The following is a 16,125-nucleotide window of genomic DNA, read 5'->3' as shown; positions in this document are numbered from 1 at the left end:
TGGCAAGTATTATAAGGATGGTTACAACCTGTATAAACGAATGGAGAAATACATGCATAACCATCTGCTGTTCCTTCATGATAAAAGAGTTCCGCACAATAATAACTTAAGTGAGCGTCAGGCTCGTAAGGTAAAACGTAAAATCAAGCAGGTCATGACATACCGGTCATTCAGCAGTCTAGAGTATTACTGCGATGGATTGGGTGTGCTGGTTACGCTGCGCGAAAATGATCCCAGCAATATTTACACGAATGTGTCAGAGATATTTGATAGAAAATACCGGTGGTCCGACTGATAAAAGTCTAGATCACCGGTATTTTTATCTCAAGTTGGGGTCTGAACAGTAACCTTTTCACTTCATATTTCATTATATAGTCTATAATATTCTTGAATTTCGCATTGAGGATGTATATAATAGATGTTCTGTAATGCAATTATGTGTAGGAGTGTTAATAAATATGAAAAGGAATGTATTTACAATACTGCTAGCATCTATGCTACAGCGATGATGACAAAATCAACTTGTATTTTGTTTATACTGGTAAGGTTGAAATGCCTGATGTAGTTTCAAGTAATCTGAAAGATGCACTTGAAACATTGAAGAAAGCTGGCTTTTCATCAATAGATACTATGACTGATAATGATGGATATATTTGGGATAATTCGGATTGGGAAGTAGTTTCTCAAAGCGTACAAGCAGGAGAAAAAGAGAATGAATGATTCATTAAGAACATTTAAATTGAAATGTGAGGATTGTGGCGGAGAAATGTCTATAAATGGTGATAGAAACGTTGTTGTTTGCCCATTTTGCGGCTCCACCAAACTTATAATAGAAGATAAGGACGTTGTAGTTGAGAGAATTCGTAATGAATCAATAAAAGATACAAACAACCTTAAAAGAGAAGAATTGAGGTTGAAAAAAGAGGCTTTGGATTTTACCAAAGAACAGTTTAAATATCAGCAATCACGTGATAGGCAAGGACAAGACAAGGAGTTTATAGAGAGGTTTAGAAAAGGAGTATTTTCTAAGATAATGATTGTGTTTGCTGTCCTCTCTGCGATTACAGCATTAGGTGGATTCAGTAATTGCAGTATGTATGACTGGGATTATTTACCTTCATCATTGTTGTTTTTGGCACAGTCAGTCTCTAATATTATTGCTTTGCTAATTGGATATGGTGTATTGCGTCTTAACAGATTGGTCTTTATTCTTGCGATTATTGGGGCATTTGGTTTTTGCTTTTTAGGATTGACTTTTGTGCCTTGATTTGAATTTTTGATAGAAATGAGCTCATCACAATAAGTGTTTCTTAAAGTGGTTCTAGAAAAAATATGGATACCGCGAAGCTCCTTTCTATCTGTGTTTTGGGGTGGGGATTATTGTTCGAATATCGCGTCTTATATCTTTAGTAAGCGACGGAAAAAAGTTCTGATACCTGCTGATCTTTACCATATTTTCCGGAATATATCTCTTCATGACAATTTCCTTTCAATCAAATCTTCCGGCTCATTGCAAGCAGCCTGCAAAATGACTAAAGTGCTCCAATGTCAGAAATACAAGGATGTATGTCGACATGCTCAGAAGCGCAGGGATGCACTTCAATGTCGTGATTGAAACATTTTTTCCGAAGTGCCGGATATGAGCATATCCAGACGCTTTACTATATCTTTTGGATCTTCCTGCATATCATGCTCTATCCAATCTATCATCAGACCCACAAAGCCGTATTTATAAAAGTTGGCTATAAATTCCTTGTCTTCCTCTCGGACGTGCAGGTCCCCTGATACCTCATCAACAGCCGCATATATAAGGTCATATGTCATTCGATAGAGGTAATTGTAGAGATACTCCCTGGGAACATGTCTGTAGAGGTTCATGATAAAGTTCTTGTCATTACGAACTATATCAAATATTGACAAAAAGCCTTCCTGCCAGGTTGTGGCAGTCTTGTTTTCCTTAAGCGCTTTGTCAGTATCCACAGCGCAGATCCACTCCGTCAGATCTATGATATCCGAGAAATGATAATAAAAGGTCTGTCTGTTTATATCACATTTATCTGTAATGTCACTGATGGTGATCTTGTCAAAACTCTTTTCATGCAGCAACTCCTTAAATGCATGGGCAATTGCTACTTTGGTTGTCGATTTGCTCATATCTTTCCCCTTAACAAGGATGCACTAAGATCATTTCCTTCGATTCTGAATACCCATTTCTGACAATTTAGAGGAAATAATATCGTTCAAAGCACTCTGCATTTCAAGATTGGGAACAAAACCATCATCTTTCTCATCTTCAATGTTAACAGTCTCAAAAGATATGTTACCATCACCAACTATATTAGTATCAATATCTTCATATCCTTCTTCGTCAGTTACTTCTTCGACATTAAAAGAGATTTTTCCATTGAATCCCTCTATAATAGTTCTATTGCTATTGCTGCCAAAGCTTTTTTCATAATCAGGGTTATATGCCTGTAGTTCATCTTTATATACAATCACAATAACCCCTGAATCCTGACAGAATTCACCTATTAGCTTTCCAGTCGCCTTGTTGATAACCCTCTTAGGATCATCTGGAAAATCTATGCGCATAAAATCTGTAAATCCCAGCTCATTCATATGCTCACCATATCCGCACTTCTCCCAATCTTCGTCGCTATTCATAAAATAGCACGGATCTGCTATCACAATGCTTCCATTAAAACAAACCTTATCTGACATAAGCATCGCCTCCACCAATACAATAATAACCATTAAATCATATACTTATAATATAGTCTTTTCAAGAATAATAAATCCTCATTTTGGTACCTCCCCAAAAAGATGACATCATTATAAAAGAAAAATGTATGAATTCCTACATTTTTTTCTGATAGGAAAGTTTTTATTATCCGATTGGCATAGATAGTGTATTATAATAATGAGCTTCTTTCATTAGAATAAAGCCAGGAAGCAGATAGGAGGCTTTAGATATGAAAGAAGCAGGCTCCGTCGTAGTCAGTAGCCTCCTTGCCATGCTCTCTACCAGCGCCATTCTCCTATTCAGCAGCATATTTGCATTCCTTACCCTGATCCTGTTACTGATGACAAAGCCCTTATTAGACAATAAAGAGGTATTAAATGATGCAGCTTAGGCTTGATGAGAATATCAGAAAATATCGTAAATCCATAGGACTGACCCAGGAAGAGCTGGCAGAAGCCTTTGGCGTAACTGTCGGCGCAGTATCTAAATGGGAGAGCGGCAGCACTGTTCCTGATATCCTGACCATGATGGAGATGGCTGATTTTTTTGATATATCCTTGGATGTACTGGTGGGATACAGCCTCTCATCAGAGAGTATAGATTCTTTTACAGACAGGTTGGACACGCTTTTAAATCAGAGAAAATATGAAGAAGCCATAGTTGAAGCAGAAAAAATGCTGGTCCGTCACCCAAGCAATCTGCGGATACTGATGATCTGCGCGCAGAACTATTCGGTGATATCCATCATAACAGGCAGAGAGAATTATGACCAAAAGGCCATAGAACTATATGAGAAAGCTCTCAAATATACTTCCCAGGATGATAACCCTGATATCACGCAGTTCAAGATAAAGTACCAGATTGCAGAGCTCAGAAGCAGAAACGATCACAGTAAAGCAATTAAGGAATTTGCACGGATCAATTACATGGGGATCACCGATCTGAATATTGGCAGGCAGTACGCTCACCTTGGAGAAACGGACGAAGCACTCCACTATTATACCAAGGTTCTGTTCTCCATTCTGGTGTGCAGCATAGAATATGCCATGAATATGATGTCTCCCCTGGTAAGCAGCGGCAAAAAAGGGGGGATCAGGGAAGCTGTAGATATCATAGACTGGGCCATGACACTATTTGACAATACCTGCGGCGAGGGCATCAGCTATATGACCAAAGTTAAAGTAATACTACTGACCATGAAGGCTATGTGCCTCTGCCTTGCCGGCGATACAGTTGAGATGAAAGCCTGCATAGACAAGGCTTATTCTCTGGCCCTTGAGTATGACAGGAATCCTTCCTACGATTTCACTGACAAGATCAGATTCTGGCATGCCCATGAGGATTTTCATCCATCTATATATGATGAACTGGGAATGGGCGCTGTGGAAAGTATAGACAATCTCTTTTCCCAAGGTTCAGAGCCTATTCCTCACCGCATCATGAAGAAAACACACTCCGCCAAAGAATACTGGGACAGCATAAAAAAGTGAGCCTGGGGTGGGCCTGGGGTGGGCCACCCCAGGCCACCAAGCCCACCAAGGCTCACTTAAACATTCTTATCTAACTACAACTTTGGTGCCTACGCTGACCATATCATATAGGGCAACGGCTGCATCGTGAGGAAGGTTGACGCAGCCATGGGATCCGCTTCTCACATAGATGTCACCGCCAAATGCATCGCGCCAGTTGGCATCATGAAGGCCTATATTGCCATTAAATGGCATCCATCTGTCAACCCATACCTTCCAGGTAGGACCTGTTAGATATTTGCCGGGAACTTCGTTGGTGATGGCGTAGACTCCGGTGGGAGTGCCACGTCCTGCGCTGGTCTTACCTGTAACACAGGGGGTCTGAAGCTTTACAACACCATTTTCATAGTAAGTGACCGTCTGATTAGCTATATCAACATCCACATAAGTCTCTCCGCCGGCCTGGGGAGCAGGCGCAGCTGCAGGAGCTTCCCCGGTAACTTCCTGTGGACGCGCGGCAGCCTCTTCCTGGGCATTCTGGAATCTGTGCTCATTGATACCATAGGTCTGATAATGCCAAAGCATCGCAGCAGGGTCTGTACCAAGCTCAGCCACAACATCAGGATATCTGGCAGCATAATATGCCGCATCAAAGCCTTCCGCTCTTACTGACGTAGACGAAATTCCAAATAATATCACACCTGCGATCACAAGCATCATTTTTTTCATTTTAATTACCCCTTTCGCTGTCATACAATTATGACTTTTATCCCCTTATGACGCTGCTGTATTATGCAGAATCAATTCTGATATATTTGTCGGCTAATATGGGGCAATTAATAACATCAACTTGAATAAGAGATATACCAAATGAATTATTATATGCACGATATGAGTATTCATCATTCCTACTCTGCCAAATGCCTTATTTCATAAATTTTAATTATTCATTTCCGTAATTATCTCTTAAATACAACTGACTATCCATCCGTTTTCCTCCCTTTCCTCCACCAAAGATAACCTCTCTTCTTCCCCATTAGAGGGCTCAGACAAGGCGAAGCCGGGCGTGAGATTTTCCAAAGCGAGCTCTTCATCCGAAATGGCAGATTTCCTTAGCCTTGATACGCAGCCTGAAGATCACCTGCGAGTGCTTTTCCGACTGAGCGTAGGGGATTCTATGCACCAGCAATAGTCATGGACGCCGAAAGGCGGACATAAAGGAAAAAAGAAATGCTATCTTTTAAGCTTGCTTAAAAAAGATAGCATTTCTTTTTTGATTGTAGAAGGCTCGCGCAGCGAGTCTTCTGACTATTGCGTACTATTGCGAACATATAACCACCACCCCAGCGAAGGAGTGAAAAGACGAGCAGGTGAATTAGACAAAGGCTGCGCGAGGCTTAGAAAATCGCCATTTAGGATGCTGCGAACGTGGAAAACTCACGCCCGGCAGCGCCCGTCCCCCCTCAAAACTCGTCGAGGATGTACTGGGCGATGCGGCGGCGGGATACGCCGTTGTTCATGGCCTGCTTGCCGATGAAGCGGTGGGCTTCGTCTTCTGTCATGTGGCGTTTTTCTACAAGGAGGATCTTGGCCTTGCTCACAATGCGCAGCTCCTCCAGCTTGTCCTGGGCATTTGTGACCTTCTCCTGGAGAGCAGTTATCCTGCTGCGCACGGATATGAGGTAGCGGATAGCCTTGTCCATCCTGCCAGCAGGAAAAGGGCCAGGCAGTACCAGCACTCCGTAGTCCGTCACCTCTTCCATCACATCTTCACATATCCCCTCGGGACTGACCAGCATGACGCAGGCTCCGCTCCTGTCTGCTACATCAATTGCCAGTCCGGGACCTGCTTCGTCGCAGAGCGGCGAATCGATGATCACTATATCATAGTCTTTTTCCAGGACAGAGCGCCTGGCTGTTGAAGCGTCCTTTCGCACATCTATGGTGATAAAGCCCGCCAGGGATTTTTTGACTATTGCAGTGAAGCGATCGGAATCAGATACGATGAGTATGGAGTTATATATGTCTTTTTTAGATGACATAGATGACCTCCTTATACTCCTGTGTACTCTTTAAGTATGCCTTCAGGGACTATGCTCCTGATGAATTCGCTGCGTGCTGCAAGTGCTGCAGCTTCCTTTTTGGATGTGGGAAGAGAGAGGGCATCTGCGTCCATCTCTGCGGGAAGCTCAAGCTTCTTTTCAATGCCTTCCAGTCCTGCATGGATAAGAAGAACATATACCAGATAGGGATTGCTGGATGCATCGGGAGAGCGCAGCTCTACCCTGGTCTTGCCCTTGTAGGTCTCTATATACATCAGCTCAGATACTCCGGCACTGGACCAGTTGACCCTGTCAGGTGCGGAATTATTGCCCAGCCTTGAATAGGAATCATCTGTGGGATTAAGGAATATAGTCATATCCCTGATCCTGCCTATGATACCTGCTGCCGCATATTTCACCACATCCTCCCCGTTTTCATCTACTGCATAGATGTTGATGTGGTAACCATTGCCGGGCTCGCCCGGAAGCGGCATGGGGGAAAAATCCGATACCAGGCCATATCTGTCTGCAAGAGTGCTCACAACCATCTTAAAGGTTGTCATCTGATCTGCAGCCTTAAGAGGTGCTGCATAATGGAAGTCGATCTCATTCTGGCCGGGGCCGCTTTCATGATGGGATCTCTCAGGAGTAAGGCCCATTCTCTCTATAGTAAGGGATATCTCTCTTCTTACATTCTCACATTTATCAAGGGGAGCGATATCCATATATCCTGCACGGTCATAGGGTATCTTGGTAGGATTTCCGTCATCATCCTTCAGGAAGAGATAAAATTCGGTCTCTGTGCCAAATCTGAACCTGATACCCTTATCCCCAGCCTTCTCAACTGCTCTTTTAAGAAGGTATCTGGTGTCTGCATCATACTCCTTGCCATCAGGAGTATACATATTGCAGAACATGCGCAGTACCTTGCCGCTGTCAGGTCTCCAGGGGAGGATAGCCATGGTATCCGGATCGGGTTTTAAATAAAGGGATGCATAGGGGCAGTTCTCAAAACCTGCGATCTCTCTGGCATTGATAGGTGCACCATCTTCAAATGCCTTCTTCATCTCGCCGGGCATTACGGATATATTCTTTTGCACACCGTATGCATCACGAAAAGCCAGACGGATGAACTTAACATCCTCTTCCTCGATATACTTCATTACTTCTTCCATAGAATAATTCACAACTTACCTCCTACCTGCTAAGTGAGCCCTATATCTTCATAGATTGCTGTATCCCATCAGATATTCATCTACTTCCTTTGCGCAGCTTCTTCCTTCAGCTATAGCTCTTACTACCAGTGACTGGCCCAGATGCATGTCACCTGCGGTAAAAACCTTATCAGATGATGCTCTGTGTGATCCGCAGTCTGTCTTTACGTTGCTTCGATTATCTGTTTCAACAGAAAAGTCATCTGTCACATATTTTTCGCTTCCAAGAAAGCCTGCTGCTATCAGCACCAGTCCTGCGAAAAGCTTCTTTTCACTGCCCTCTACAGGAACCATGTTCATCCTGCCTGTCTTCGCATCTTTTTCTGCCTTAAGAGAGACAGTAACTACTTCCTTTATATTGCCCTTTTTGTCCTTAATAAACTCTTTGACTGTAGTCTTATATACTCTTGGATCATGTCCAAACTTCCAGATAGCCTCTTCCTGGCCATAGTCAGTCTTGAGGATCCTGGGCCATTCCGGCCAGGGATTGGACGCTGCCCTTACCTTGGGAGGCTCAGGCATCATCTCCAGCTGGACCACGCTCTTTGCCCCAAGCCTGATCACAGTGCCCACGCAGTCATTACCTGTATCACCGCCGCCTATGACTATCACGTCTTTATCCTTGGCCAGCTCATAGGGAACATCCTTATGATCACTGTCCAGGAGCCTTTTGGTCACTTCAGATAGAAAATCTACCGCAAAGCGTATTCCCCTTGCATCCCTACCGGGAGCAGCTATATCTCTGGGATTGGACGCACCGCAGGCCAGGACTACGGCATCATATTCTTTTTTTAGCTTGGAAGCCTTGACATCTGTGCCCACATTGCAGCCTGTAACAAACTGCACACCTGCTTCCTCCATCAGAGACAGTCTCCTGTCAATGACTCTCTTATCCAGTTTCATGTTAGGGATACCGTATCTGAGAAGGCCGCCTGCCCTGTCATGCCTCTCATATACAGTCACCTCATGTCCTCTTCTGTTGAGGAGCTGGGCTGCTGCCAGGCCTGCGGGGCCGCTGCCTATAACAGCCACCTTCTTGCCTGTACGTACTGCAGGCTTCTCCTCTATAGCAAGGCCGTGTTCAAAGGCATATTCGATAACGTCCTTTTCATTGGCCCTCGTAGATACGGGCTCATCATGGAGACCGCAGGTGCATGCAGCTTCGCAAAGAGCGGGGCAAACACGTCCTGTAAACTCAGGAAAGCTGTGGGTCATGGAGAGCCTTCTGTATGCCTCTGCCATCCTGCCCCTATACACCAGATCATTGATCTCAGGTACCGCATTATGAAGAGGACATCCCGACATCATGCCGGAGATCATGCTGCCGTTCTGGCAAAAGGGCACGCCACAGTCCATACACCTGGCAGCCTGCTGCCTTCTGTCTTTTTCCTTGAGTCCCTCGTGGAATTCATAGAAATCCCTGACTCTATCTTCTTCAGACCTGACAGGTCCTTCTACTCTCTCATATTCTAAAAAGCCTGTTGTCTTACCCATCAGATCTTACCTCCTACAAAATCTTTGAAAGCCTCAATCTTCGCAGTCTCAGGATCTGTTCCCGTCTCCATCTCTCTTGCGATCAGCCTTAGGATCTCCTTGTAATCCGTGGGAATGATCTTTTTGAAATGTCCGATATAGTCTTCAAAATGCTCAAGTATCTCTGCAGCCTTTAAAGAGCCTGTTGCTGCTGCATGACGCTCTATCATACGTCTAAGCTCATCTATATCCTCTTTGAAGGTGAGACTCTCCATGCTTACCAGCTGTTTGTTGACATTCTTGTACAAGGTATTGTGCTCATCAAGTACATATGCCACACCGCCGCTCATGCCTGCCGCAAAGTTTTTGCCCACAGGTCCCAGAACTGCTACGCAGCCTCCTGTCATATATTCGCAGCCGTGCTCGCCCACGCCTTCTACTACAGCGCTGGCACCGGAATTTCTAACGGCGAATCTCTCACCGGCCATACCTGCTATGTATGCTTCACCGGAGGTAGCACCGTAAAGAGCCACGTTGCCGGCTATGATATTGACAGAAGGATCATAGCGTGCATCTGAGGGTGCGCTTACTATGAGCTTGCCACCTGAGAGACCTTTACCAAAATAGTCATTGGTATCACCCACCAGCTTAATGGTAAGGCCTGCAGGGATAAATCCGCCAAAGCTCTGTCCGCCTGAACCCGTACAATTGATAGTGATGCTATCTTCATTAAGGCCCTCAGGATTGTGCCTTGTGATCTCAGCACCTACCAGAGTACCAAAGCTTCTGTCCACGCTGCTGACCTTCACACTTACAGCAGCCTTACCGCCCTTATCTATTGCTTTTCTAATATCCTTAGAAGCAAGGATCACACTTTCATCCTTGGTCTTTGCCAGTTCGAAATCATAAAGGTCTGCAGGCTCATGGCTAAGCTTGTGGCTGCCTGTATAAAGGAGTATACGGGAGAGATCCATCTTGTGCTCATTGTCTGACAGGTCAGTCCCTACTCTAAGCAGGTCTGTCCTGCCCACCAGTTCTTCCACAGTCCTGATACCAAGAGATGCCATGATCTCCCTAAGCTGTCTGGCGATGAAGAGCATGAAGTTCTCAACATATTCGGGCTTACCTGCAAAGCGCTTTCTAAGCTCAGGATTCTGAGTAGCTACGCCCATAGGGCAGGTATCGGACTGGCACTGACGCATCATGACGCAGCCCAGGGTGATAAGAGGAGCTGTGGCAAAACCAAATTCCTCTGCACCCAGCATAGCTGCTATAGCTACATCTCTGCCGCTCATAAGCTTACCGTCTGTCTCTACCACTACCCTGTTCCTCAGGCCATTGGCCAGAAGTGTCTGGTGGGTCTCTGCAAGGCCCAGCTCCCAGGGAAGGCCTGCATTGTGTATGGAGGACAGAGGCGCTGCACCTGTACCTCCGTCATAGCCTGAGATCAGTACTACTGCTGCACCGGCCTTGGCAACACCTGCAGCTACAGTACCTACACCTGCTTCGGATACCAGCTTGACTGATATCCTGGCGTCCTTATTGGCACACTTAAGGTCATAGATCAGCTCTGCCAGATCTTCTATGGAATAGATATCATGATGAGGCGGAGGTGAGATCAGGCTCACACCGGGTGTGGAGTGCCTGGTCTTGGCGATCCAGGGATATACCTTCTTGCCGGGCAGGTGACCACCCTCACCGGGCTTTGCACCCTGAGCCATCTTGATCTGTATCTCTCTGGCGCTGACCAGATATCTGCTGGTCACACCAAATCTTCCGCTGGCTACCTGCTTGATAGCAGAGCTCCTGTCATTATCTGTACCGGCTGAGAGTATCCTCTCATCACTCTCGCCACCTTCACCACTGTTGCTCTTACCCTTTAAGCGGTTCATGGCTACTGCCAGTGCCTGATGGGCTTCCTCGGAGATGGAGCCGTAGCTCATTGCACCTGTCTTAAATCTCTTTACTATGGTCTCTTCACTCTCTACTTCGTCTATAGAGATACCCTGATCAGGATATACAAAGTCCAGCATGCTGCGCAGGTAACCTGTCTTCTCATCATCTACCATTTGTGTATATGACCTGAACTTGTCATAATCACCCTCTCTGGTAGCTGTCTGCAGCATATGTATGGTAGCAGGGCTGTATCTGTGATGCTCTCCCTGAGCCCTGAGCTTGTGCCTGCCAAGAGCTGTAAGCTCAAGGTCTGCGGACAGTCCAAGGGGATCAAAAGCCCTGCTGTGCATCTCATCATAGGTAGCTGCAATATCATCAAGGCTGATGCCCTCTACACGGCTTACAGTACCTGTAAAGTATTCATCTATAACATCCTTTGCTACGCCAATTGCTTCAAATATCTTGCTGCCCTGATAGGACTGGATAGTAGAGATACCCATCTTGGAAGCAATCTTGACTATGCCAAAAAGGACTGCATTATCATAATCATTTACTGCTGCATAATAGTCTTTGTCCAAAAGGTCCTCTTCAACCAGCTGGGCAATGGTAGCATGAGCAAGGTAAGGATTGACAGCACTTGCACCATATCCAAGGAGAGTAGCAAAATGGTGTACCTCTCTGGGCTCACCTGACTCTACGATGATGGACATAGCTGTACATTTCTTGGTATCTACCAGGTGCTTGTGGACAGCTGCTACTGCCAGGAGCGACGGTATAGCCACATGGTTCTCATCCACACCTCTGTCTGAGAGTATCAGGATATTGGCACCCTCTTTGTAAGCCTTATCCACTTCTACAAAGAGATGGCTGAGCACTCTCTTCATAGGAGTCCTCTTATAGTAGAGAAGCGATACCTTTGCTACCTTAAAGCCCTCTCTCTTCATCTCTTCTATCTTGAGCAGGTCCAGATCTGTGAGGATAGGATTATTGATCTTGAGCACATGGCAGTTCTCAGGCTTCTCTTCCAAGAGATTGCCGTTGGTACCAAGGTATACTGTCCTTGATGTGACTATCTCCTCCCTCTGGGCATCAATAGGCGGATTGGTAACCTGGGCAAAGAGCTGCTTGAAATAATAGAAAAGAGGCTGGTGCAAGCCAGACAGAGCAGCTATGGGAGTATCAACACCCATAGAGCCTATGGCTTCATTGCCTGAAAGAGCCATGGAGAGGATGCTGTCATGATAGTTTTCCCAGGTATAACCAAAGGCCTTCTGCAGGCGCAGACGCTCCTTGTCGGAATAGGATATTACTTTTTTATTTGGGATCTTGAGATCGGAGAGGTTGAGCAGATTGCTGTCCAGCCACTCGCCGTAAGGCTTTTGGTGAGCGTATATCTCCTTGATCTCTTCGTCATAAATAATGCGTCCTTCTTTGGTATCTACGAGAAGGAGCTTGCCCGGATGGAGCCTCTCCTTTTTGATGATATGCTTCTCATCCAGATCCAGGACACCTACCTCTGAGGAAAGGATCAGCCTGTCATCATCCATAACATAATATCTGGAAGGACGCAGTCCGTTCCTGTCCAGGATGGCGCCCATCATATCACCGTCGGAGAAAAGAATGGATGCAGGTCCGTCCCAGGGCTCCATCATAGTAGCATAGTACTGGTAAAAGTCTCTCTCCTCCTGGGAAAGGGTCTCATTATGTGCCCAGGGCTCAGGTATCATGATAGATGCAGCAAGGGGCAGAGGCATACCGCTCATCACCAAAAACTCAAGAGTATTGTCCAGCATAGCTGAATCAGAGCCACTCTGAGAGATAACAGGCAGGACCTTGGTCATGTCCTCTGCTGTAAATACACCTGTAGACATGGTCTCTTCGCGGGCCAGCATCTTGTCAGCATTGCCCTTGATGGTATTGATCTCGCCATTGTGCACGATGAATCTGTTGGGATGAGCCCTGTTCCAGCTGGGTGCTGTGTTTGTAGAGAATCTGGAATGTACCATGGCAATGGCGGATTTATAATCCTTGTCACACAGATCTGTAAAAAATGTGCGAAGCTGTCCTACCAGGAACATACCCTTGTATACGATGGTACGGCAGGAGAGAGATACCACATAGGTGTCAGTACTACTCTGCTCAAACTCCCTGCGGACAATGTAGAGCATGCGATCAAAGTCCAGATCCGAAGAAGCGCTGTCAGGACGATTAATGAACACCTGATATATAGAAGGCATGCACTCTTTAGCCTTAGAACCCAGTACTTCGGGAGCTGAATCCACCTTTCTCCAGCCCAGGATCTCCAGACCGCTCTTGCCAGAGATGATCTCAAACATAGATTTTTCTCTGCGCATATCCAGCTCGTTTTGAGGAAAAAAGAACATACCTACGCCGTACTGCCTACGTCCCGGAAGCTCTACTCCCTGATCTTTCATCCTGCGCACAAAAAAGTCATGGGGAATCTGGGTAAGGATACCTACACCGTCACCAGTCTTGCCTTCAGCATCCTTACCTGCACGGTGCTCCAGTTTCTCAACTATGGAAAGGGCATCGCTGACAAGAGCATGACTTGCACGCCCTTTGACATCAATGATAGCGCCTATACCACAGTTATCATGCTCAAAATCCTGCCTGTACAGGCCATTTTCTTCCAGCTCCTTAAACATCCCGCTCATATACTCCTCCTTAACGGTCATCCTTGGTCTCATACCTGATCGTGATAATAGCACCAGGCTTTATACATACATCTGCCAGTCTCATGCTATAAAAAATGGCGCCTCGGGTAGTAAACCCAAGACACCATTGTCTCTTCTTATTTTGTATTTCTTATTTTGTATTTCTTTTTTTATATATTTACTCGAATAAACACATATAAAATGTCACCATTGACATTTCTAATATCTTACTTTGTATACATGTATCCTGTCAAGTGTCAAATTTAGTTTTTTCTAAGTACAAATCATCCTATTTATTATTCAATTCCATACACACGCCAACATGTATACATTATCGCACAGCTGCAGAAGACTATAGTAAAAAACCATTTGAAGTGTCGCAAACGAGGAAAATAGCTTCTGCAGCTGTGCAATCATCATACAGGGTAATTATTGTCGAAGCAGGCCTTGCAGATGGGAAGGTCCCCTACCATAGAGCCAAAATCATCTATTGTGAGATATGCCAGGCTGTCTGCTCCTATACGCTGCCTTACATCCTCGGTAGAATGCTCTGATGCGATCAGCTGGCCTGCTGTAGGCACATCTGTCCCATAATAGCAGGGATAGAGAAATGGCGGTGACGATATCCTGACGTGAACTTCAAGAGCTCCTGCCCCACGCATCATTCCTATGATCTGCTTCATAGTAGTGCCTCTGACTATGGAGTCATCTATGAGCACCAGCTTCTTACCCTTTACTACATGCTCCAGTACCGAGAGCTTCATATGGACAGCATTTTTTCTCTCTTCATCTGTAGGCTTGATAAAGCTCCTGCCTATGTAACTGTTCTTGTGAAAGCCAAGAGCAAAGGGGATGCCGCTCTCTGCTGCATAGCCTTCCGCTGCGGCAAGTCCGGAATCCGGTACTCCGATGACCAGGTCAGCATCCACAGGATTTTGCCTGGCAAGAGCTCTTCCGGCTCTCACCCTGGCATCATGGACAGGTATACCATCTATAACAGAATCATTTCTGGCAAAATATATATATTCAAAGATGCAGTGAGCTCTCTGCTGCCCTGTGGCAACAGGCTCTGACGTAACTTTCTCTGCAGTCACTATCACCATTTCGCCGGGCTCTACATCTCTGATGACGCTGCCTCCCACTGTGGTAATAGCTGCAGTTTCAGAAGCAAAGATATAGCTGTCACCCTTTTTGCCCATTACCAGAGGCTTGATCCCATGAGGATCTCTGATAGCTATGAGCTTTCTGGGGCTCATGACAAGGCAGGCATATCCGCCGCGAAGCTTGTATGCTGCTGCCTTTACAGCTTCCTCAATAGAGCCGGTCTTTACTCTCTCACTGATGATCTCGTAAGCCAGAACCTCCGTATCAGAAGTAGTATAATGCGCCTGACCTCTGTACATCTGCCCTGTCTTTAGCTCATCTGCATTTCTGATATTGCCGTTATGTACCAGGGCAAGGGTACCCTTGATATAGTTCATGGCTATGGGCTGGGCATTTTCCACAGAGCTTCCGCCGGTAGTGGAATATCTGACATGGCCCACACCAATATTGCCCTTTAATTTGCCAAGACCTTCCGGCGTAAATACCTCGCTGACCAGGCCCATGCCCTTATGAGTAGATATATTGCCCATAGGTCCCGCAGCATCACACACAGACATGCCCGCAGATTCCTGACCTCTATGCTGTAGTGCTATCAATCCATAGTATATGTCACCTGCCACTTCACTGCCCTCGGGGGCATATACACCAAATACGCCGCACTCTTCGTGCAGCTTGTCAAAATCCTGATACACAGGGCTTATTCTCCTCTTTTGTAATGAATCAATCGAGTAGGAGGGAGTGATTAGCTCCCGTCCTCTCACAGCACCGTACGTACCGTTCGGTATACGGCGCTTTCAATAGTTGACGTGCACAGACTGATAGGCTGTGGCTAAATCATAGAAGCCACTGTTTATCAGTCTTTCTTTTGTCATCGCCATGTTGACTGCGACTGTATGTGTGGTAAACCAATATCCACGCCGACTGTTACCAGCCATGTACGCCAAGTCCTCGGGTACACCCATCTTAATCAGATTTCGCACCTTTGTCTTGGGCTTCTTCCATTGTTTCCATATACACATACGTATTCTGTGATAGAGCCATCCATTGATTTCGTCTATGTTGTTCTTCATGCTTGCTATACCGTAGTAGTTAAGCCATCCTCTCGCATATACCTTGATTTTCTCAAGGCTAGGCTTGATGGATTGCACAGACTTACGGGAAGATAAATCTTTCAGCTTTGACTTGAACTTCTTCAATGACTTTGGATGAACCCTGACGAAAACGCCACTTCCGTTCCTTCCCAATGCAAAGCCAAGGAATTTAAAATTTCGGATTGCAAACACGCTGACAGTACGACTTTTCTCTCGATTTACTGTTAACTTCAGTTTCTCTTCGAGATATTTTGTACTGCTTTCCAAGAGTCTCTCTGATGCTCTTTTGCTTTTCGCTAGAAGAACGATGTCATCTGCATATCTTATGCAAGGCACACCTCTTTTTAGAAACTCTTGGTCGAACTCATTGAGGTAGATATTCGCAAGAAGTGGAGATAAATTTCCACCTTATGCCGAG

At 45.5% G+C, this 16,125-nt stretch carries 12 protein-coding genes and 2 pseudogenes; 5 read left to right on the top strand and 9 right to left on the bottom strand.

The genetic code is table 11. From position 1 onward, the window contains the following. The 3 genes and pseudogenes from G636_RS20750 to G636_RS0113645 form a co-directional block, all read left to right on the top strand. Positions 1-295: pseudogene (locus G636_RS20750) on the top strand (IS66 family transposase); the annotation flags it as partial. Between the two features lie 257 nt (positions 296-552). Continuing rightward, positions 553-720 carry a PASTA domain-containing protein gene (locus G636_RS20090; RefSeq protein WP_081668490.1) on the top strand — a complete coding sequence of 56 codons (168 nt, stop codon included), beginning with the start codon at positions 553-555 and terminating at the stop codon, positions 718-720. Beyond that, the gene (locus G636_RS0113645; protein WP_026508512.1) at positions 713-1,267 is read left to right on the top strand and encodes a hypothetical protein; all 555 of its coding nucleotides are present in this window, start codon (positions 713-715) and stop codon (positions 1,265-1,267) included. Before G636_RS20090 ends, G636_RS0113645 begins: the two co-directional genes overlap by 8 nt. A gap of 332 nt (positions 1,268-1,599) precedes the next feature. On the opposite strand, the gene G636_RS0113640 is transcribed toward G636_RS0113645, so the two are convergent. Beyond that, on the bottom strand, positions 1,600-2,154 hold the full coding sequence (locus G636_RS0113640; protein ID WP_026508511.1) for a TetR/AcrR family transcriptional regulator: 555 nt from the start codon (positions 2,152-2,154) through the stop codon (positions 1,600-1,602). 30 nt (positions 2,155-2,184) lie between these two features. Next, complete coding sequence (locus G636_RS0113635; RefSeq protein ID WP_026508510.1) at positions 2,185-2,721, bottom strand: hypothetical protein; 537 nt, start codon at positions 2,719-2,721, stop codon at positions 2,185-2,187. A 251-nt stretch (positions 2,722-2,972) separates the two neighbouring features. Here G636_RS0113635 and G636_RS20380 point away from each other — a divergent pair, with 251 nt between their 5' ends. After that, entirely contained in the window at positions 2,973-3,134 is a 162-nt protein-coding gene (locus G636_RS20380; protein ID WP_155832402.1) for a hypothetical protein, read from the top strand. Beyond that, positions 3,121-4,233 (top strand): helix-turn-helix domain-containing protein, encoded by a 1,113-nt coding sequence (locus tag G636_RS18645; protein ID WP_035779730.1) that lies wholly within the window; start codon positions 3,121-3,123, stop codon positions 4,231-4,233. Before G636_RS20380 ends, G636_RS18645 begins: the two co-directional genes overlap by 14 nt. Positions 4,234-4,299: 66 nt before the next feature. Here the strand turns inward: G636_RS18645 and G636_RS0113620 are convergent, their stop codons facing one another. The 7 genes and pseudogenes from G636_RS0113620 to G636_RS18640 all read right to left on the bottom strand — a co-directional run. Then, positions 4,300-4,941 (bottom strand): L,D-transpeptidase, encoded by a 642-nt coding sequence (locus G636_RS0113620; protein ID WP_026508509.1) that lies wholly within the window; start codon positions 4,939-4,941, stop codon positions 4,300-4,302. Positions 4,942-5,675: 734 nt separating this feature from the next. Then, positions 5,676-6,254, bottom strand: coding sequence for an ANTAR domain-containing response regulator (locus tag G636_RS0113615; RefSeq protein ID WP_026508508.1), 579 nt, complete (start codon positions 6,252-6,254; stop codon positions 5,676-5,678). Positions 6,255-6,265: 11 nt separating this feature from the next. Further along, complete coding sequence (locus G636_RS0113610) at positions 6,266-7,441, bottom strand: glutamine synthetase family protein (protein WP_026508507.1); 1,176 nt, start codon at positions 7,439-7,441, stop codon at positions 6,266-6,268. 36 nt (positions 7,442-7,477) lie between these two features. Then, a complete protein-coding gene (locus G636_RS0113605; protein WP_026508506.1) occupies positions 7,478-8,962 on the bottom strand; it encodes a glutamate synthase subunit beta in 1,485 nt (494 codons plus the stop codon). Then, on the bottom strand, positions 8,962-13,512 hold the full coding sequence (gltB, locus tag G636_RS0113600; protein ID WP_026508505.1) for a glutamate synthase large subunit: 4,551 nt from the start codon (positions 13,510-13,512) through the stop codon (positions 8,962-8,964). The genes G636_RS0113605 and gltB overlap by 1 nt, the downstream gene beginning before the upstream one ends. A 416-nt stretch (positions 13,513-13,928) precedes the next feature. After that, positions 13,929-15,308 (bottom strand): amidophosphoribosyltransferase, encoded by a 1,380-nt coding sequence (purF, locus tag G636_RS0113595; RefSeq protein WP_155832401.1) that lies wholly within the window; start codon positions 15,306-15,308, stop codon positions 13,929-13,931. Between the two features lie 102 nt (positions 15,309-15,410). Beyond that, positions 15,411-16,115 (bottom strand): annotated as a pseudogene (locus tag G636_RS18640) (group II intron maturase-specific domain-containing protein); the annotation flags it as partial. Positions 16,116-16,125: the final 10 nt, after the last annotated feature.

The sequence above is a fragment of the Butyrivibrio sp. MC2013 genome, assembly GCF_000424585.1.
Classification (GTDB): domain Bacteria; phylum Bacillota; class Clostridia; order Lachnospirales; family Lachnospiraceae; genus Butyrivibrio.
This window is presented reverse-complemented; position numbering and strand designations above follow the sequence as displayed.